We start from the raw sequence: 19967 nt of genomic DNA, 5'->3' as shown, positions 1-19967 counted from the left end.
TCTCCTACTCTTCATCATCCAAATATTCAGACAATGTTGTTTCATCAATAATTTGCGTTCCTAATTGCTGAGCCTTGGTCAATTTACTACCAGCTTTTTCACCAGCAATCAAAATGTCAGTCTTTTTAGTAACTGAACTAGTGACCTTAGCACCGAGGTTCTCAAGCTTTTCAGACAATTGCGAACGTTTATAATTTTGCAAAGTTCCGGTTATAACAATTATTTTATCAGTAAAATGGCTATTTGTTTCATTAGAATTTGAACTACCAATAAAATTCATGTTAATACTTACCGATTTTAGTTCATTTATCAACTTTTTAACATCATCATTGGCAAAATAAGTCACAATACTGTCAGCAATAATTTCACCCATCGTGTTAACTTCTAGGATTTCTTCTTTAGAAGCTGACATCAATTCATCCAAACTGCCAAAGTTCTCGGCCAAAATTCGACCAGCTTTAGCACCGACATGTCTGATCCCGAGGCCAAAAATCAAGCGTTCAACAGAATTACTCTTGGAGTTGTCAATCGCTGTTAATAAGTTGTTAATTGATTTTTCTTTGAAACCATCTAAAGTGGCTAAATCATCAGCCGTCAGCTTATAAATATCAGCGACATCTTTAACCAATTCTTTTGTATAAAGCTGCTCGATAATTTTAGGTCCTAAGCCGTCAATATTCATCGCATTTCGAGAAGCAAAGTGAGTCAATTGTTCTTTGACTTGAGCCGGACACTTAGGATTGATGCAACGCAACGCTACTTCATCCTCTAGGTGAATCAATTCTGAATCACAGTATGGACAATGCGTTGGAATCACTGCTGGTACTGAATCTTTAGGACGTTTCTTCAAAACTACTTGTGAAACTTCTGGGATGATGTCGCCAGCCTTGTGCAAAAGTACGGTATCGCCAATACGAACATCCTTTTGACGAATCATATCTTCATTGTGCAAAGTTGCTCTGGAAACAGTCGTTCCTGCTAATTGAACTGGATCCATTACCGCTGTAGGTGTTAAAACCCCTGTTCGACCGATTGTCCAAGTAATATCACGAACTACTGTTTCTGATTGTTCTGGTGGGAATTTGTAGGCAATTTCCCAACGTGGCACTTTGACAGTATTCCCAAGCTGTTGTTGCAAGGCCAAATCATCGACCTTCAAAACAACCCCATCGATACCGTAATCTAAGTCGTCACGAACTTCGCCGTAATGTTCAATAAAGTTTTGCACACCTTTTAAACCAGTCGTTACTTGAGCAGTTGGATTAACGTTAAAGCCAAGTTCTTGCAACGTTTCGAGTGCTTGATGTTGAGTTGTAACATTCATCCCATCAAAAGTTACGATCGTATACATAAATGTATCGAGTTTTCTTGAAGCCGTTACCTTAGGATCGAGTTGACGAAGACTACCGGCAGCAGCATTTCTTGGATTAGCAAAGACTTGTTGACCTTCATTTTCACGTTCTTGATTCAAACGTAGAAATTCTTTTTTCGACATGAAGCATTCGCCACGAACTTCGATTGAAAGTGGACGACTGAGTTTTTGAGGAATATCTTTGATAGTTTTGACATTTTCTGTCACGTTTTCGCCGATTGTTCCGTTACCACGAGTTGAGCCCTGAACTAAGATACCATTTTCATAAATTAATGACAGTGATAAACCATCAATTTTTAATTCAACATTATAATCAACTTCATGTCCAACGTTTTTTTCAATTCGGTCATTAAATTCTGCTAATTCTTCTTCAGAAAAGACATCCCCCATTGAAAGCATTGGAATATCATGGGTTACTTTATTGAAATCAGGTAAAGTCACATCACCAACTTGTTGCGAAGGTGAATCGGGAGTTACTAATTCCGGATACATTTGTTCTATTTCTAATAAACGATTGTATAACTTATCGTAGACGTTATCTTCCACGACCGGAGCATCTTTAGTGTAATAAGCATCACGCCAACTGTTTAGCTGGGGACGGATTTTGTCTAATTCTTGACTAGCTTGTTCTTTAGTTAAATCAGCCATGCTTTCACCTCTTAATCAGTAACTTTTTTAATTGGAGCATATTCTGCCAACAGACGTTTAACACCCTCGCTCTTGAAGGCCACATCTAATTCAGCATTGTTGCCAGAACCGTTAACTTTGACAACCGTACCTTGACCCCACTTCTTATGTTCAACTTTGTCGCCGACATTCCAAGTGAGTTTTTCAGCACCTGAAGCACCTTTAGACTTCAAAGTTGGTGATTGATAAGTTGGAGTTGTTGCCATACGATGACGATTCTTGCTAAATGGATATTTTTCCTTCTTAGCACCACCAAGGTTGCCAGCGACTGGATTGACTGGTTCAATGGCATCTTCTTGAATTTCGTTGACAAATCTTGAAGTAGGATTGCTTTGAATGCGGCCATATAACATTCGACTGATGGCATTAGTGATGTACAAACGTTTCTCAGCTCGAGTGATACCCACATAAGCTAAACGACGTTCTTCTTCTAGGTCGTCTTCTTTTAACAATGAACGTCCTAATGGGAAAATTCCCTCTTCCATTCCGACTAAGAAGACTACTGGGAATTCCAAACCTTTAGCGGCATGCAAGGTCATCAAGGTTACTTCTTGTTGGTCTTCTTCAACCTCATCTTGATCACTGACTAATGATAATTCAGTCAAGAAGGTTGTCAAACGAGTTTCATCAACGTCAACATCTGGTTCATAGCTTTGATCAAATTGAGTCGTAACAGTCAAAAGTTCTTCGATATTTTCAACACGAGCTTGAGATTCAAGATTGTTTTGTTTCTTCAATTCTTCAACGTACCCAGAATCCTCTAATAAGTGATCCATCAAAATCGTCATTGATTGGTCTTCAGATAATTTAGTTAAATCGTCAATCACTTTGGCAAATTCACCGATAGTCTTACGTGGTTTGGCTGCTAGTGGTGACAATTCAATATTTTCAGCTGCTTCTAATAATGACCAGTTGTGTTCGTCAGCGAATGTTTGCAATTTTTCAATCGTACCTGGTCCGATACCACGTTTGGGACTGTTGATAACACGTTGAAAACTCATCGAATCATCATGGTTAGCAATCAAACGCAAGTAAGCTAGGATATCTTTGATTTCTTTACGGTCATAGAACTTATGTCCACCAATAATCTTGTAAGGAATATTAGCCTTCATAAGCTTATCTTCAAAGTTACGTGATTGAGCATTAGTTCTGTACAAAACAGCAAAATCACCATAGTTATAGCCTTGCAACAACAAGTCTTTGATTTGATCAATTACATACAATGACTCATCAGTATCGCTTTGACCACGGTAAAACTTGATCTTGTCCCCTTCAGAGTTGTCAGTCCACAATTCCTTAGGTTTACGATTGGAATTATTGTTGATAACTTCATTGGCAGCTTTCAAAATCGTCTTAGTAGAACGATAGTTTTGTTCCAATTTAATTGTTGTAGCTTCAGGATAATCTTTTTCAAAGTTCATGATATTTTGGATGTTAGCACCACGCCAACCATAAATACTCTGATCAGCATCACCAACTACACAAACATTACGATATTTTGCGCCTAATTGTTTAACTAATTTGTATTGAGCTTCGTTAGTATCCTGGTATTCATCAACGTGGATGTATTGGAATTTTTCTTGATACTTTTCTAATACATCAGGATTTTGGTCGAACAATTCACTCGTCTGCATGATCAAATCGTCAAAATCAAGTGAGTTGTTACGGTCCATCTCTTTAGCATAAGCATCATAAACCGTCGCAACCGTTTGTTCATAAGGAGTAGCGGCAACTTTGGCATATTCAGCTGGAGTTTGTAATTCATTTTTAGCATTACTGATTGTTCCTAATAGAGCTCTAGGATCGTAGCGCTTAGGGTCAAGATTCATCTTCACTAAGATTTGCTTCATCAAAGTTCTTTGTTCGCTAGGGTCAGCAATCGTAAAAGTCTTAGGCTTACCCATCTTGTCGATATCTCTTCTTAAAATTCTTACACAAAGAGAGTGGAAAGTTGAAACCCAAACATCGCCTGCTGATTCATTGAGCAATTTACCGATTCTTTCCTTCATTTCCTTAGCGGCCTTGTTAGTAAAGGTAATGGCTAAAACGTGCCAAGGCATAATGTTTTTTTCTTCAATCAAATAGGCCACACGATGAGTCAAAACACGTGTCTTACCTGAACCGGCACCTGCCATGATCAAAAGTGGTCCTTCTGTTGCCTTAACTGCTTTTTGTTGTTCTGGGTTAAGACCTTCTAGCATTGTATTGTCCAATTTATAACTCCCTCAAATCTTTGTGTAAAAAAATTAGTTGTACTTAAAAATAGCTGTTTATATTGTAGCAAATTTTTATCAATAGAGCGAAAATCTATGGCTCAATTTAGAACGTATGTTTTTGTTTTTGAAGCGATTTCTTACTAGGTATTTCTGAATTTGTTTGATTTTGATTTTGTGTGGAAAAATTTATTATTTAGTTAAATATGCCGTCGTCCACAAAAGCCCTGTGATTGGCTGGAACGCTGGCGACGCAACTTGGAGCCTTTGCTAAGCCCAAGTACGGGCAAAGTCTTCAAGATTGGTCTTATTCTAAGCGATAAATCGCTAAGAATAAATTTGCCGGCTGAGCCATCACAGGGCTTTTGCTCCCGACTAGATTTCAATTTCTACTTGGATAGAATTAGACACAGACTTTTTTAATAACTACTCTATTTCTTTTTTTATAGCACCATATAAAAAGAAGACATCACTAGAAATGCAGCAATATACCGCAATTCCAATAATATCCTCTATTAATTTTCTGAAGTAATTTATATAAAAATAGAAACCACTATTTAGTCGGGAGTGAGGTCCTGGAAAATGCTCAGCCATGAAATTCCTCTTAGCGATTTATCGCTTAGTGGAAGGTCGAGCTTGAAGACTTTGCCCGGTCTTGGTTTTAGCAAAGGCTCCAAGTCGTGCCCATGGCGTTCCAGCAATTTTCCAGGGCCGAACGGACGACGGCAGCTTACTACAAATTTCTATTCCAACCCAACGCGTTTAAAAATTTCATCAACATTTCTTAAATGCCAGTGATAATCAAAAGCATCATCAAGATCAGCATCAGAAAGTTTATCAGTCACACGTGTATCATTTTCGAGCATAGTTCTGAAGTCTTTCTTTTCATCCCAAGCTTTGGCAGTCATTGGTTGAACAATGTCATAAGCCTGTTCACGAGAATAGCCAGCTTCAACTAACTTCAACAAGACACGTTGTGAGTAAATCAAACCGTGAGTGATGTTCATATCTTCAATCATCTTATCTGGGAAGACTGTTAGATCTTTTGTGATCTTAGTAAATCTTCTCAAAATGTAATCCAACAATTCAGTTGTATCAGGAATAATGACACGTTCAGCAGAAGAATGTGAAATATCACGTTCATGCCACAATGGCACATCTTCTAGAGCTGTGAAGGCATGTCCTCTAATTACTCGAGCTAAACCTGTAACATTTTCTGAACCGATTGGGTTACGTTTGTGCGGCATAGCACTTGAACCTTTTTGTCCAGCAGCAAAGAATTCTTCAGCTTCCCTAACTTCAGTTCTTTGCAAGTGACGTACTTCTAGAGCAAAACGTTCAATTGATGTAGCAATCAAAGCCATTGTTTGGATGTATTCAGCGTGAAGATCTCTTGGAAGAACTTGAGTTGAGATTTCTTGAGCACGGATACCCAATTTATCACAAACAAATTTTTCAACACTAGTTGGCACATTAGCGTAACTACCAACTGCACCACTGATCTTACCGGCTTCAACACCCTTAGCTGCATGGTCGAATCTTTCGATATCACGCTTGATTTCTGAGTACCAGTTAGCTAGTACCAAACCAAAAGTAGTAGGTTCAGCGTGAACACCGTGAGTTCTACCAATCATTGGTGTATCTTTGTACTTCAAAGCTTTTTGTTTAACTACTTCGAGAAATTCATTCAAATCTTCACGAATAATATCATTAGCTTGTTTCATCAAGTAACCATAGGCTGTATCAACAACATCAGTTGAAGTTAAACCGAAGTGGACCCATTTTCTTTCTGGTCCTAGGTAACGTGAAACATCTCTAGTAAAAGCAACTACGTCGTGCTTAGTTTGTTTTTCGATTTCAGCAATTTCTGAAACGTCAAACTTAGCATTTTGAGCAATCAACTTTGCATCTTCAGCAGGAATTTCTCCTAGTTTGCTCCAACCTTCTACGGCTGCAATTTCTACTTCGAGCCAAGCTTGAAATCTATTTTGGTCCGTCCAAATTGGTTTCATTTGTTCAGTTACATATCTATCAATCATGAATTATTCTACTCTCCAAATATTAGTTGTTAAGATATCATTCTTTAATTCTTCGACATCGTCAGAAAAAATTGAAATATAACCGACATCCCTATCGGCTTGATTCTTAGCTTTAAAACCTGTGTAATAGTTAAATTTCCATTGTGCTTTTTCCTGAAGCAAGTCCAAACTCTGTGGCAAGTTACCTTCAATTATCTTCAAGGTAGCCGCGTTGACCATTGGAAAAATTTCAGGAATGGGCCAATCACAAATCGCTCTGATATGTAATTCAAATTGAGAAATGCCGGTTGCTTCTTGATAAACGTTAGCTGAATAGTTGATTCCTGGGAAAATTCGTTTGACGTACAAAACCCCGGATTGAGATAGGATGAAACCTATGCCAAAGACTCCTACGTAATCAACATTTTCCGCCACCATCAAGGCAACTCTTTGCATTTCTGCTTCCACATCGGGATTATTCTTCTTATAAATGAAAGAACTCATCAAATGCGTACCATCGTATATTTCTCGAATCATCGGAAAAGTATGGATTTTTTTATCTTTACTCTTGCTGACCATAATTGAATACTCAGCCTTCGTATCGATCCAAGCTTCCAAAATATAAGTTCCATCTTGGAGCAATTTTTGGACTTGTTCGACATCTTCAGCGTTGTACAAAATATGGCGCTTTAAGATAGTTTGATTCTTTTGAATCGGTTTTAGTGCACATGGAAAACCAATTTCTTCGACGGCTTTTTTTATATCATTGACCGTAACGATTGAAAAGAACGGTGGAACGTTAATATTCAAATCATTCAAAAAGGTTCTCTCGATATACCGATCTTGGGCAATGCCTAATAAATCAGCTCCTTGAACCACATTGAAGTCTTCTGACAACTTTTTCAAAAGCGTACTGTCGAAATTCTCATCCATGTACAAAAGAAGGTCACTTCTACGGCCCAATTCACTTAGATTTTCAAGGTTCTCTAAAGTACCGACCAAAAAACTGTCTGCAGCTTGTGTCGCAATATCTTTTTCTTCATCAGTTAAAAGCATGGTTCTAAAGCCCATTCTCTTAGCTTCCAATTCAAATATATAAGTTTCACTGCCGCCGCCAATTATACCTAAAGTCTTACCGGGCGCAATAAAAGTCATAATTCCACCTTCTTATTACTAATCCTCTTCGTCTTGGAAGACCACTTGGCCATTTTCAAAAGCTTTGATACGTGCCAATGAATAAATTGGAATTCCTGATTTGTCGATCAATTGTCTACCCTTTTGGAAAGATTTTTCGATCACGATACCAATACCAGCCAAAGTTGCACCAGCATCTTCAATAATCGTATCCAATCCATTAACAGCTTGTCCATTAGCCAAGAAGTCATCAATGATCAATACCTTGTCGTCACTAGATAGGTAACGCTTGTCGATACTGATGTGGTTTGAAGTCTTCTTTGTAAATGAATAAACCTCTGATGTATACAAGTCATCAGTCAAAGTAACTGACTTGTGCTTTCTGGCAAAAACAACTGGTACGTGAAATTGCAAACCAGTCATAACTGCGGGTGCGATACCTGAAGATTCCACTGTCAAAATCTTGTTGATACCAGCATCCTTAAAATGGTTGTAAAATTCTTCACCCATTTTTTCCATTAACATTGGGTCAACTTGATGGTTTAAAAAACTATCAACTTTAAGCACATCTTTGCCTAAAACTCGACCATCTTTTCTGATTCTTTCTTCTAGTTCCTTCATTACGTTCTCCCCTATTTAATAGAATAATTAGAGTCTATCATACTTTGATTTTTACTTGATACCCTGATCGTACTTTTTTAGATTATATTTCTGTATAATCCGAATAATTTTGCTTGTGTAACCAGGATCAGTCGCATATCCATCACTTTGCAAAGCAACGGCCGCATCAATATAATTCTTGGATTGAAGAACTTGCCTATATTGTTGCGGATTCCACGTAGTACCATTAACCAATAATTTCGTATGATCCTTCATTGACTCACGAAAATCCGAATAAACCCGAAAACGTCCGTTGATAGTTATCCACTGACCATTAGTGTATTCCTTCGTCTCTAAAAGCTTGGTATTATTAGGATCTTCTCCTTTGATACCAAAATAGTTGTTGTACTGACTAGCTAAGGTACTATTACCCCAATCGCTCTCTAGAATTGCTTGAGCAATCGTGATACTTGGTAATACGCCGTACTCCTGCCCTAATTGGACTGCATATGGAGCAACCTTTTTGACGAAAGTATTGTGTTCTTCTTGGACCATCTCAACCTTTGTTTCGTTTTGATATTGGACATATCTCCTGTATCCAAAAAAGCTGATTACAAAAACAGCGACGATGGCTAACAAAATAAGAGTTGTATTGTTGTTTTTTCTGCTTCGTTTGCGCCGATAACTCTTGTGCGCTGTATATCTTCTCTTTTGTGGCAATTGATCTATCCCTTTTAAGTTTATTAACTCTAATTATAGCCGATAACTTTGAACTTTTTATGATTTGAAAAAGAATTTTAAAAATGTCTTAGACTATCAAGTTTTATTGCTTGTCGTTTCGTATACAAAACCCACAATATCAAAGCTAAGGCTTCTAAAATAGCACAGAACAGAAAGATACTTTTATAACCTAATCCCGTAGCGATCACAGCCGCAAGCATTGGACCAAAAACATTCCCAAACGACTGTGCGGATTGATTATAACTGAAAACTCGTCCAAAAATTTGTTTCGGTACGTTTCGTACAGTTAAAACTTGAATCGATGGAATCAAAGCAGCGTCAGAAATCCCCAAAATAAATCTCAAAACGATTAATTCCCAAACGTTTTGTACCAAACTAGTCAAAACCAAACTGACAACAGCTAGTACTAAAAACAACACTATGCTTTTTAAAGCTCCCATTTTATCAATTAGACGACCAACTACTCCTGCCATGAGAATCGTTGCTAACCCTGGAGCTGCTGAAACGATTCCTGTGATGAGAACCAGATTAGAACCGTGAGAATCAAGCTCTCTGACTAATAAACTGATCATCGGTGTAATTGCATTGGTCGTCGCTTGAATGGCTAAGAGCGAATAAAACAAGGCTATAAAAAATGGCCAACCGATTTTCTTCATTAAAGGTAAAGCTGGTTGAAGTTTCTCCTTGGCAATCGGTACGAAATCTTCTTTAACCCCAAATAATGTCGTTAAGAAAACCAAACCCATCAAAAAACTCGTTAAAAAAAATGCCCCTCGATAACCAACACTCGTAGCTAGAAAACTCCCAATCAGAGGTCCAATCAGAGTTCCTGTGATACTACCAGTTACGAGTTTACTCATCACACGTCCTTGAATGCCCTTTGGTGCAGAAACCGACATCAGAGCATTGGCATTGTTAATATAACCTGAGAACGCTCCTTGCAAGGCCCGAAAGAACAACAAGAACCACACATTTGGTGACAAACCAATCATGAAAATCGTTATTGTCATCACGCCTGAAGCTCGTAAGCACATTAATTTCCGTCCCTTTAGATCAGCCAAGCGCCCCCAAAGCGGTGAAACAAAAGCTTTCATTAAATAGGTTAGAGAAAAAGCTGTCGCTCCTAAAAAATTCAATTGCGTTTGCGAAAAATCACCCAACGTATCGATAAATAAGACGACAAAAGGCAATGTCATCGCATTGCCCATATCAGTAATAAAGCTACCAAACCATAAAATCCTAAAGTTCTTTTGCCACGCTTTTTGCATATTGACCCCCACAATGTTGAGTCTTAAGCATAAACTACTAATGTTTAATTACTGTAAAGTTTATGTAAATTATTGTGGAGACAAAAAAAGAGCATTAAAAAAAGCTAACTCATGTGAGTTAGCTTTTTGCTCAAAGTTTATTAATTAGTCCTTAACAACGTTTGAAGCTTGTGGGCCACGATCTGAATCTTCGATATCGAATGTTACAGCTTGACCTTCTTCAAGTGTCTTGTAACCGTCACCTTGGATTGCTGAGAAGTGAACAAATACGTCACTACCATCTTCGCGTGTAATAAAACCATAGCCTTTTTCTGCGTTAAACCATTTAACTGTTCCGTGTTCCATCAGACTATTCCTCCTGATAACTAAAATATTTTTTGTGCATTATTTCGTGGTACATCATGGAAGAAAGTCTAAAATACGAAACATTCAAACCATTCGAACCATTCACCATTCAAAAATACAACTATTATATTAACATGTTTGACCAATTATTACAATGAACTTAGAGTAAAGTTTCGTTTACAAATACTTAAATTTCAACATCTTTGACATAAGGAATTGAATTCTGAGCACCTTGAGTTTGAACTGTAATAGAAGATGCTTTACTAGCAAATTTCATCGCTTCCTCGATATTACTTAAATCTGAATCTAACTTAGAAGCTAGATATCCGATAAATGTATCACCGGCAGCTGTTGTATCAACAGTGTTAACTTTATAGGCATTAACGAAACCACTCTTTTCAGATTGTGAATAAAATGATCCATTAGCACCGACGGTTATTATAACATTCTTTACACCCATTGCGTGCATTTTTTTTGCAGCTTGGGCCATTGAAGGCTCGGCGACGACTTCAATTCCAGTAATTGCTTGAGCTTCTGTCTCGTTAGGAACGATGATATCAGTGAGTTTCAACAACTCTTCGGGAATATTTTGTTTAGCTGGAGCAGGGTTTAAAATGGTTAAAACATTATTTGCTTTAGCAATTCTAAAAGCTTCTGTCGATGCTTCCAGTGGTGTTTCAAATTCAGTGATCAAACAATCGGCTGACTTAATTGTCTCAGAAGCATTCTTAATATCTTCAACTGTAATTGTTTGGTTAGCTCCACCATAAATTAAAATACTATTTTGACCATGATCATCTAATAAAATATAAGCTTTACCAGTACCAGCAACGTTATCTTCAGTCACATTTTGGATGTTCAAGCCATCATTTTTAAAAGTATCGATCATGAAGTCGGCTGCATGGTCTTTCCCAATCTTAGCGATAAATGAAGTCTCAGCACCAGCACGAACAGCTGCAATCGCTTGATTAGCACCTTTTCCACCGCCAGCAATTGAACGGTCATGCATTGCCATTGTTTCGCCGGGTAAAGGCAAACGAGCAATATTTAAAATAGTATCGATATTAATTGAACCTAATACAACAATTTTCTTCATATTAAAACCTCTCTAAAAGACAACGCCACTTTCAAGCAAAATATTTGAATATGGTGTTTCCTCTCCTGTTCGAATGAACGCTTTAGTATCACTCAAGTCTTTCTTCATTTCTTCATGGGGAATAAACTCAATCGGCGTATCGCCGACAACTTTTTTCACAGCTGCCAATTGTTCTGGATTTTGAACTTTGATTTCTTCAGCTAAGTAGACCTTTTGTACTTCTAGTTCACTCAAGACATTTTCCAATACTTGTATGAAACTAGGTAGGCCAGCTTCAACCGCCAAATCAATTTTTTCAGTATCTGCTGGAACTGGCATTCCGGCATCACCGATTCCAATCGTATCAAAATGCCCCATTTGAGCGATGACACGTGAAATATTAGAGTTGATAACTCTTGTTTTTTTCATGAAATTTTCACCTTTTCTGTAATCGTTTGCAAAATCAATCTTAACATGCACAATTATCTACGTAAATATTTTATCAATATGACATAACTAGTAGCAAGTATAGTTTTTTTGTTGCTAGAAAATCAAAATGAATATATCCTAGTAAAAAGATACTCAAAGAGGACTCAATATGACAAGAACAGCTAAATTAAGTTTTTATTTCATCATTTTCATTATCTTCGGACTAGTTGGTCTATGGATGCCGTTACTTGGTGACGATTTGCACTGGGGTACCTACTTCGGCAGCAATTATTTCCCTCAAGGCATCTTTCTAAGATACGATGGACGATATTTAGGAGATTTTCTCATTATTGCTATTACTAAGATCAAACTGTTATCGTTTATTGCTTACGGAACTTTCATGACTTTAATCGTCTTTTTAGTTCAAAAAATCAGAGATCAAATCAAAGCTCCTAAATCTTTAGGATTAGTTTCTTCATCTCTAATGACAATCGCCATTTTAATAGCGCCAAAAATTATTTTTCAACAGATTTTAGGTTGGCATTCAGGTTTTGCTAACTACGTTCCATCGGCAGTTTTCCCATTATTCATGCTCTACCTAGTCTTAAAAAATTACGATCAAGAAGTACATTATTACCGTACAATCATCATTTTAATTTTCTTAGCTTCAATCATGGCGCAATTCTTTGCCGAACACGTTACGGTTTTGAACTGTTTTAACAGCGTTTTGGTTTGGATTTTCTTGCGAAAGCATTTTGGAACGGAATTCAAAAAAATTCTCAACTGGATTCTACTAGGAAACTTTATCGGTGCCTTTCTCATGTTTATCAATGGTGCCTACTTGAAAATTCTCTTCGGCAAAGACTCCTATCGTTCCGTTTCCGGTTCTAACAAAACTGATACGATGATCAGCTATTTTAAAACCCAATTCACTCCTAGAACTTTAATTACGGTCGGAATTCTACTATTAATATTTAGTCTTTTCGTTATCTGGTATTCCACTAAAGTAAAAGACGTTAAATTGCGAATCGCTAACCTATCTCTACTATTATCAGGCTTCGTCGTTATCACACCATTTTTGGTCGTATCGCCATTCGGTGCTAGATGCATGTTCGCAACTTACGTACTCTTTTCTACTATAGTAACTATCAATATCGACTTGCTAACTGATACTTATGAGAAATACATTTTCCCCGTTTTCGCTTTAATGGCTTTAGTCCTCGGTGTAAGAGCCGATTTGATAGCTAGAAATTACGGTCAAACTTTTAATATGCAGATCGAATATTCGCAATACCAAAATACGATCGATAGTAAAAACCAGTACTACTTGCAATATCAAGATACTCACTACATCTGGTTGACTACCTTGATTCAAGATGACCCTAATTTTGCACAATTGTATATCAAAAATAACAATCGAAATAAGATTCCTATCAACTATTACGATTGGGTCGACGTTCAAGATCAGCTTCAAAACAAGCATTTTGCCAATCGCAACGATTATATGAAAGCTTTCAACAAAGGTATTTTAGAGAAAGTTAAATTGATTCAGCAAAAAGAAAAACAAAAGTAATAAAAAAACAGGAGTTTACCTCAAATCAAAAGGTAAATTCCTATTTTTTATGATTCTATTCCTAACATATCCTCAACATAGGATAATAATTCTTTATACTGCTTTGCTGTGATTTTGTTTACCACTTTGCCATTTCTAGTTCTATAGTCAAAATTTTGTAACTGCCAACCTACTACATAACCTTTAACACCAGTCTCTTCGCCACCCATAATAAGGATAGGATAATACTCTGGCTTATTTTTATACTTAGGAGACGTTGTTATTGGCATTGCCAAAACCATTCCAGTTGCTTCATTATACCCACTGTCACTCATTACAACCATATGTCTTCTAGTATTTCCAATCGTAGGATTATGTTCTCCATATTCTTTACCAGAATGTGATTCTGCATCAATGACAATTACATCCATTTGTTTTGGCATCTGCATTAGAATGGTTTCTCCTTACCAAGAGGTTTAACTTCAGCAATCTCAGGATCATCTTTTAAATCGGATTGATAATCATAATTTTGAAATTCAGAAGTATGAAAACGATTGATATGCTTCACAGGAGTATATAAAACAGATCCATCATCTTTTTGAGTAACACTGTATTTACGCCCCACATTTTTATTCAAATCAGCTGGGGCAGTGAATATAAGGCTGTTACCGGATTTTCTTAAAACAATTTCTTTACTCATATCATTCCTCCATAATAAGTACTTTGGTAAAACTAATTATAAATCACATTTTCTAAAAAGCGATACATTTGTATATACGCTATTTTAAGCTAAAACATATTCATTTGTAGCAACACGATAATATTCTCGACCATTGATAGTGGCAAGTTGATCTGTCTTCCAAGATGTTCCTGGAGCTAATGTTCTACCAATTAATTTACCGTTATGGTCATAAAGTGGAATTTCTCCTTTAGCTGTATAAGTAGAAGAAATTGGTTGATAAGTCGTCAATGAACTAGCAGGAACCCATTCATCAGTAGCGACACGATACATCTTTTCACCATTGATTGTGGCGTAGCTGTCAGTTCTCCAACTAGTATTAGCTGGCAAAGTTGTTCCGATGCTTTCACCTTGAGAATTATAAATTGGTGTTGAACTAGTAATTCCAACTGAAGTAGTTTCTGGCACTGATGTATAAGGAATACCACTAGCTACGGGTACGAATTCATCTGTAGCAACTTGATAATAGTCATCGCCACTAATAGTTACAATCTTGCTGTATTTCCAGCCTGAACTTGGAGATACGACTCTGCCGATTTCTTTACCAGAACTATCAACCAAATCAACCGTACTATTAAAGGTTCTGACTGTACCAGGTTTAGAAAATTCAGTGTCAGTAAATGAACTAGCTTCAACCCATTGGCCATAACCTACTTGATAGAATTCTTGACCGTTAATAGTTGTCGTTGCTTTGACTCCTAAGCTAGCTAAGAGTTCATTTTCTCCTGTTTGAGAGCCCGACAAAGAGTTAACTGTTATAGGAATTCTTGATTGTACTTCATCGTCAGAAGTTGGTGGAGTGGTTGGTTCTGATGGAGTTGTCGTTGTTGTCGTTGAGCTAGAACCAGTTGTTCCAGTATAAGTTGACTTAGGAATAGCTTTGTATGCCAAAGTTATTGTTTGTGGATCTTGCGTATATTTACCTTGTAATGTTGGTGTTGGAGTTTCCAAAGTATATCCATCAACTGCAGTATCGCCACTCAAATCAAAACTATCACCAATCGTTGTTCCAGTAACGGTTTTAGTTAATGGTTGTCCATTGGCATTCAAAATTGGTGTACCATCACTATTAGTATATTTGATCTCAACACTAGGACTAGTTTGCCAAACGACTGGTTGAGCATGAATCATATTGTTGATCCACTGCGTTGTGCCATATTGTTTGACTAGTACGCCACCAAGATTGTAAGTAGGATTATATTTAGGATCGAATCCAGAATCACCATAAACTAATTTATTATATGAACCAGTAGGATCTTGAATTACATAAGTGTCATTGCCTTTGGCAGTCAAATTACCATACGCTGGACTAGCAGTATTCAAAGTGAAACCATAATTTGAAGCTACATCTTCGCCATCAAGTCCTTTGACCGGAGTTGAAGTGAATTGCATTGGTTGACCGACGACACCATAAACAGTCGTTGGATCATAGACGCCACCAGTTGTATTGAGACTGAAGTGAGTATTTCTATTGATGCCACCTAATGGTGAAAAGTCACTGATAGTATTGCCGTTCATAGTTAACCCACCATAAGTCGAGTTATTAGAGAATTGAACGACCCAAGGTGCTAGAGTCTTTAATTCATCGTTAGTAATGCCGTTAAAGCCATCATCCCCAGCTAAATAGGCACTAGCAATTGGTGTTTCCAACTTAGCAATTTGGCTGACATTGATTTCTTTCTTGGAGGGATCACTATAATTACCAATCAATTGCAATTGGTTAAGCTTGATGCCATACATAGGTTCCAAACTTGGATTAGCATTGGCATCTGAACCCAATTTACCAGTGAAGCTAATCGTATCATGTGGCAATAATTGCAAATATTGCATCCCGTCCAAACTTTCGATAGGAACGTAATCAGCTTGGGCTACATAACTAGTACCAGTGGTCTTAGCTAAATATTGACCTTCATCCAATGTCAAAGTAACAGTCAATGGTTGATAAGTCTTGATATCTCCAACCGTAATTGGAGCCGTTGCACTCAAACCCAAAGCTTGTCTTACCATTCCTGCCAAAGTGGAATCTGAGAAATCAACTACCGTACTATCGGTCAAATTAGTTGGTAGTTTGTAGCCACCAGTATCAGCGACAATATTTGTTTGTCCACCGGGCAATGTTGTTGGAACGCTTACTGGCAAACTTGAAGCTGGTAAAGTTGCTCCGGCAGTGCTACCTGAAGAACTAGAACTCGTTGTACTTGTACCAGTAGTAGCAGTCGTAGTCGAACCTGTAGTTGATCCAGTTGTTGAACTAGTTGTTGGTGTAGTTGTAGTACTTGTGCTCGTACTTGGCGCTGTTGTAGTACCACTACTCGTGCTAGTTGTTGGACTTGTAGTTCCAGTTGTACTTGCTGTCGAAGTAGTTGGTGTGGTTGTTCCAGTCGTACTTGTACTTGTTGTTGATGTAGATGGTGCAGTTGTTCCAGTCGTACTTGTACTTGCCGTTGAAGTGGTTGGCGCTGTTGTAGCAGTCGTACCTGTACTTGTCGTTGATGTAGTTGATGTAGTTGATGTGGTTGTCACTGGTGCAGTCGTCGTACTTGTTGTTGAACTTGTTACCGGTGCAGTGACACTAGTCGTTACCGTTGGCGATACTGTAGTCGTTGCAGTAGTTGGCGTAGCCGTCGAACTAGTGGACGTAGATGTCGTCGCAGCTTCCACCGTTTGTCCTGATAAAGACGTTAATACTAACGCTGAAATAATAGTCGTTCCTAATTTCATACATTTCTTATTAGTTAACATATCAATCACTCTTTTCCTAATCCTCAAAACCGATATTAGAACGTTATTTTTATATATACCAATATAAAGTTGCTACAAAAAATAAATAAAATAATACGGTTTTAAGGACTCCCGTCACACCAACAAGTTCGCAGATTATGCGTATACCAATTGTAGAAATAAAAAAATCTCCAACCGCTTTTGCAAACGACTGGAAACTTCTTTTTAGACGACTTTTACATATTCATCGGTCGCAACTCGATAATATGCTTGTCCGTCAATATAAACAATTCGGTCTACTTTCCAATCAGTATCAGCTGGCAAACTTCTCGTCAACATCTTGCCATTTTGATCGTATAAATAGGTCGCTTCGTCTGTATGAAACGTTTGTGAAACTGGTTCAAAATCGGTCGTACCTGCCGCTTTGATCCATTCGTTAGTAGCTACTCGATACATCTTTTCGCCATTAATCATCGCATAACCATCGGTTACCCAAGTACTACTATTAGGTAAGGTTCTATTTAACAATTGTCCGTTGGAATCATACAAAGGTGTAATTTCTGAAACTGTTACATTAACCGTGGCTCCCATTGAATTAAACTCCAAACCACTGTTGTAAGGCAAAAATTCATCACTTGCGACTTGATAGTAATCCTTTCCGTTGATCGTAACGATTCCAGAATACTTCCAAGCCGTATCTAATGATAATTGACGAGAAATTGGTTGTCCTTTCGAATCATATAAAGTGACATTAGTTGATGTAGTTCTGACGATACCTTCGCTGTCCTCTTTGACGCCATTGTATGTATCGGCTGCAATCCAATCACCATATCCAGTCATATAAAATTCCACACCATTGATCATCGTTGTAGCTTTGACACCCATTTGGGCTTCAGGAGAATCTGGTGTGACATAATTTACTTCCACTTCAATTCGATTATCAGTCGGTTCATCTTGTTGAGGTGTCTCAATTGGTGGAATAGTCGTTGTTCCCCCGCCACCTGTAGTCGCATTTCTCGTGTATTGAAGATAAATTCCTTGCGGCGCTTGAGTGTACTTTCCTTGTAGCATCGTAGTTGGACTAGTCAAAGTATAACCATCTATCGCACTGTCAGTTGTGAAATCAAAACTATCGCCAATCAAATTTCCAGAGAAAGTCTTTGTCATTGGTGAGCCATCATCGTTTAACATTGGTTGTCCAGCTGAGTTTTGATAATAAATTGTTACTGTAGGATGATCTTGCCAAATCAAAGGTCGTGTTGTCATTCCGTAATATCTAAATTCAAAATTACCGTAAAATTTCCGAACGTAATCTTGCGTATTAGCAGTATATCCAATATCGCCATATTTCAATTCAGTGGCTGATTGATTCGGGTCAGCTAATGTATAAGTGCCGTCAGTAGGATTATAAACAATATTGCCACTAACCAAATCATCACTCGCAGCACTTGGAGAATAACTATAAGTAGCAGCCAAATCATCTCCATCAATTCCAATATTAGGACTTGGTTTGAAAGTGATTGGTTGATTGTGAACAGCGTAGACAGGCGAATCCGTCATCTCACTTTGAACGTCAAACAAGCTGGCTTCACTAGTCCGACTCACACTATCCAATGGTGAAAAATCAGTTACTGAAGCATTAGTCATTGATATTAAAGCATCACTATATTTATTCGTAATGGCCGCGTACCAAGGACCAATTTGCTTGAATTGTTCATTAGTCACACCAGAATGACTAAGCTTTTCATTATCGCCATATAATCCAACCAGAGAATTATTGCCGGAAATATTCAACTTAGTTAACTGGCCAACATCAATCTGTTTAGCACTCGTATTACCAAAATTGCCAACTACCGAAAATTTGTTCAAGTTCAATTTATCCAAAGGCGTCAAATCGGTGTTAGCTTTATCATCAGAAGCCAATCTAAAGCCAAGATACACTTGTGTTGTTGATGGTAATAACTGTAAATATTGCATACCATTGAGGCTTTCGATTGGAGTGGCTTGTTGCGTAGAATAAGTTGGTAAATTATTCAAGTGCATCTCGTAAGTAGCTTCATCGACATTGAAAATAGGCTGTTTAAACCCTTTGATTGAGCCCACTGTGATATCTTGAGCTGTTGTGAGTCCAAGCTGTTTTTTTACGATATCACCGAGTAATGAATCACTGAATTGAACCACCGTATCATCAGTCACATCACTAGGAATCTCATAAGTTAAAGTTCCATTGTCCACTGTCCCTGTAACCGTAGTCGTATCTGTTGTCGGAGTCGTCGAGGTGCTCGTTGTGGGAGATGTTGTAGTTGTTGTCCCCGTAGTTGTGGTTGTTGGACTAGTCGTTGGTGTAGTTGTAGTACTCGTTGTACTGGATCCAGTCGTGACAGTCGATGTGACGGTCGTGGTACTCGTAGTAGGACTAGTTGTAGTCGTGCTTGGCTTGGTCGTGGCTGTTGAAGTCGTCGGTGTCGTACTTTCTGTTGGAGTTGTTGCAGTCGATGTTGTAGTTGGACTAGTCAAAGTAGAACTGGCTGTACTAGTTGTGGTAGTGGACGTCGTTGTGCTTGGCGTGGTGGAACTAGCCGTTGTAAAACTAGTTGGTGTCGTACTTGATGAAGTTGCACTAGTTGGCGTAGTCGCACTTGTAGAAATCATAGAAGTCGTGGTCGTTGGTGTGGTCGTAGAATCTGTAATTGCAGTTTTTTCGGTGGCATCCGTCGTTCCTGTATTTTGAGCCGTGGCAGTAGAATCCGTGGTTGTGTCGGCTTTAACTGTTTTGGCTGACATAGACGTGAGTACTAATACTGAAAACAAGGTTGTGCCTAAATACATATATTTTTTATTAATAGTCATACATATCCCTCTTTTCTTTAATTGAACTAATAATATTCTTAGTTTTTGACATATACCAAATAAAAACAGACGTCTATTTTTTAATCAAATATCCCCTTTTCTCTAGAGAGACATGCTAACTAGAACAGAAAAGTCGAGGTAGACCATTTGGAATAAAAAAAGGATTCATAATTATTATCAGAAAATTAATCCAAATAATAATCATGAATCCTTAATTCTTAAT

General features: G+C 37.8%; 16 protein-coding genes. 1 reads left to right on the top strand and 15 read right to left on the bottom strand.

What is annotated here, in order from left to right; all coding sequences use genetic code 11:
• Positions 1-4: 4 nt before the first annotated feature.
• From ligA to rbsD, 11 genes are all read right to left on the bottom strand, one after another.
• A complete protein-coding gene (gene ligA, locus LF20184_RS02935; protein WP_010020773.1) occupies positions 5-2020 on the bottom strand; it encodes an NAD-dependent DNA ligase LigA in 2016 nt (671 codons plus the stop codon).
• 11 nt (positions 2021-2031) lie between these two features.
• Positions 2032-4260, bottom strand: coding sequence for a DNA helicase PcrA (gene pcrA, locus LF20184_RS02930; RefSeq protein ID WP_035182375.1), 2229 nt, complete (start codon positions 4258-4260; stop codon positions 2032-2034).
• Positions 4261-4698: 438 nt separating this feature from the next.
• The gene (locus LF20184_RS12675; protein ID WP_010020775.1) at positions 4699-4866 is read right to left on the bottom strand and encodes a hypothetical protein; all 168 of its coding nucleotides are present in this window, start codon (positions 4864-4866) and stop codon (positions 4699-4701) included.
• Between the two features lie 149 nt (positions 4867-5015).
• The gene (gene purB / locus LF20184_RS02915) at positions 5016-6311 is read right to left on the bottom strand and encodes an adenylosuccinate lyase (RefSeq protein ID WP_010020776.1); all 1296 of its coding nucleotides are present in this window, start codon (positions 6309-6311) and stop codon (positions 5016-5018) included.
• A gap of 3 nt (positions 6312-6314) precedes the next feature.
• A complete protein-coding gene (locus LF20184_RS02910; protein ID WP_010020779.1) occupies positions 6315-7445 on the bottom strand; it encodes an ATP-grasp domain-containing protein in 1131 nt (376 codons plus the stop codon).
• An 18-nt stretch (positions 7446-7463) separates the two neighbouring features.
• Positions 7464-8045: a xanthine phosphoribosyltransferase gene (locus LF20184_RS02905; protein WP_010020781.1), complete on the bottom strand. Its 582-nt coding sequence runs from the start codon at positions 8043-8045 to the stop codon at positions 7464-7466.
• A 51-nt stretch (positions 8046-8096) separates the two neighbouring features.
• The gene (locus LF20184_RS02900; RefSeq protein WP_235699484.1) at positions 8097-8579 is read right to left on the bottom strand and encodes a glycoside hydrolase family 73 protein; all 483 of its coding nucleotides are present in this window, start codon (positions 8577-8579) and stop codon (positions 8097-8099) included.
• A 242-nt stretch (positions 8580-8821) separates the two neighbouring features.
• Positions 8822-10033, bottom strand: a complete 1212-nt coding sequence (locus LF20184_RS02895; RefSeq protein WP_010020784.1) for an MFS transporter — start codon at positions 10031-10033, stop codon at positions 8822-8824.
• 144 nt (positions 10034-10177) lie between these two features.
• The gene (locus LF20184_RS02890; RefSeq protein ID WP_010020786.1) at positions 10178-10378 is read right to left on the bottom strand and encodes a cold-shock protein; all 201 of its coding nucleotides are present in this window, start codon (positions 10376-10378) and stop codon (positions 10178-10180) included.
• Between the two features lie 187 nt (positions 10379-10565).
• Positions 10566-11474: a ribokinase gene (gene rbsK, locus LF20184_RS02885; RefSeq protein ID WP_010020787.1), complete on the bottom strand. Its 909-nt coding sequence runs from the start codon at positions 11472-11474 to the stop codon at positions 10566-10568.
• A gap of 12 nt (positions 11475-11486) precedes the next feature.
• Positions 11487-11882 carry a D-ribose pyranase gene (rbsD, locus tag LF20184_RS02880; protein ID WP_010020788.1) on the bottom strand — a complete coding sequence of 132 codons (396 nt, stop codon included), beginning with the start codon at positions 11880-11882 and terminating at the stop codon, positions 11487-11489.
• A 169-nt stretch (positions 11883-12051) separates the two neighbouring features.
• On the opposite strand from rbsD, the gene LF20184_RS02875 reads away from it, so the two are divergent.
• A complete protein-coding gene (locus LF20184_RS02875; protein ID WP_010020790.1) occupies positions 12052-13455 on the top strand; it encodes a hypothetical protein in 1404 nt (467 codons plus the stop codon).
• 47 nt (positions 13456-13502) lie between these two features.
• Here the strand turns inward: LF20184_RS02875 and LF20184_RS02870 are convergent, their stop codons facing one another.
• The 4 genes from LF20184_RS02870 to LF20184_RS02850 all read right to left on the bottom strand — a co-directional run bounded on the left by LF20184_RS02870 (position 13503) and on the right by LF20184_RS02850 (position 19744).
• Positions 13503-13883 (bottom strand): type II toxin-antitoxin system PemK/MazF family toxin, encoded by a 381-nt coding sequence (locus LF20184_RS02870; protein WP_010020792.1) that lies wholly within the window; start codon positions 13881-13883, stop codon positions 13503-13505.
• Positions 13883-14134, bottom strand: coding sequence for a hypothetical protein (locus tag LF20184_RS02865; RefSeq protein ID WP_010020793.1), 252 nt, complete (start codon positions 14132-14134; stop codon positions 13883-13885). The genes LF20184_RS02870 and LF20184_RS02865 overlap by 1 nt, the downstream gene beginning before the upstream one ends.
• Positions 14135-14218: 84 nt before the next feature.
• Positions 14219-16915, bottom strand: coding sequence for an SLAP domain-containing protein (locus tag LF20184_RS02860; RefSeq protein WP_154646004.1), 2697 nt, complete (start codon positions 16913-16915; stop codon positions 14219-14221).
• 204 nt (positions 16916-17119) lie between these two features.
• Positions 17120-19744 (bottom strand): SLAP domain-containing protein, encoded by a 2625-nt coding sequence (locus LF20184_RS02850; RefSeq protein WP_154646005.1) that lies wholly within the window; start codon positions 19742-19744, stop codon positions 17120-17122.
• Between the last annotated feature and the right edge of the window lie 223 nt (positions 19745-19967).

Origin of the sequence: Companilactobacillus farciminis KCTC 3681 = DSM 20184, assembly GCF_002706745.1 — a bacterium.
GTDB lineage: Bacteria > Bacillota > Bacilli > Lactobacillales > Lactobacillaceae > Companilactobacillus > Companilactobacillus farciminis.
The sequence above is the reverse complement of the archived record's forward strand: the minus strand, read 5'-3'. Positions and strand labels throughout refer to the sequence as shown.

Coding starts and splice junctions, on each gene's coding strand:
- LF20184_RS02875 (WP_010020790.1), top strand. CDS start 12,052: ATGACAAGAACAGCTAAATTAAGTTTTTATTTCATCATTTTCATTATC.
- pcrA (WP_035182375.1), bottom strand. CDS start 4,260: ATGCTAGAAGGTCTTAACCCAGAACAACAAAAAGCAGTTAAGGCAACA.
- purB (WP_010020776.1), bottom strand. CDS start 6,311: ATGATTGATAGATATGTAACTGAACAAATGAAACCAATTTGGACGGAC.
- LF20184_RS12675 (WP_010020775.1), bottom strand. CDS start 4,866: ATGGCTGAGCATTTTCCAGGACCTCACTCCCGACTAAATAGTGGTTTC.
- LF20184_RS02890 (WP_010020786.1), bottom strand. CDS start 10,378: ATGGAACACGGAACAGTTAAATGGTTTAACGCAGAAAAAGGCTATGGT.
- rbsK (WP_010020787.1), bottom strand. CDS start 11,474: ATGAAGAAAATTGTTGTATTAGGTTCAATTAATATCGATACTATTTTA.
- LF20184_RS02900 (WP_235699484.1), bottom strand. CDS start 8,579: ATGGTCCAAGAAGAACACAATACTTTCGTCAAAAAGGTTGCTCCATAT.
- LF20184_RS02850 (WP_154646005.1), bottom strand. CDS start 19,744: ATGACTATTAATAAAAAATATATGTATTTAGGCACAACCTTGTTTTCA.
- ligA (WP_010020773.1), bottom strand. CDS start 2,020: ATGGCTGATTTAACTAAAGAACAAGCTAGTCAAGAATTAGACAAAATC.
- LF20184_RS02870 (WP_010020792.1), bottom strand. CDS start 13,883: ATGCAGATGCCAAAACAAATGGATGTAATTGTCATTGATGCAGAATCA.
- LF20184_RS02895 (WP_010020784.1), bottom strand. CDS start 10,033: ATGCAAAAAGCGTGGCAAAAGAACTTTAGGATTTTATGGTTTGGTAGC.
- LF20184_RS02905 (WP_010020781.1), bottom strand. CDS start 8,045: ATGAAGGAACTAGAAGAAAGAATCAGAAAAGATGGTCGAGTTTTAGGC.
- rbsD (WP_010020788.1), bottom strand. CDS start 11,882: ATGAAAAAAACAAGAGTTATCAACTCTAATATTTCACGTGTCATCGCT.
- LF20184_RS02910 (WP_010020779.1), bottom strand. CDS start 7,445: ATGACTTTTATTGCGCCCGGTAAGACTTTAGGTATAATTGGCGGCGGC.
- LF20184_RS02865 (WP_010020793.1), bottom strand. CDS start 14,134: ATGAGTAAAGAAATTGTTTTAAGAAAATCCGGTAACAGCCTTATATTC.
- LF20184_RS02860 (WP_154646004.1), bottom strand. CDS start 16,915: ATGTTAACTAATAAGAAATGTATGAAATTAGGAACGACTATTATTTCA.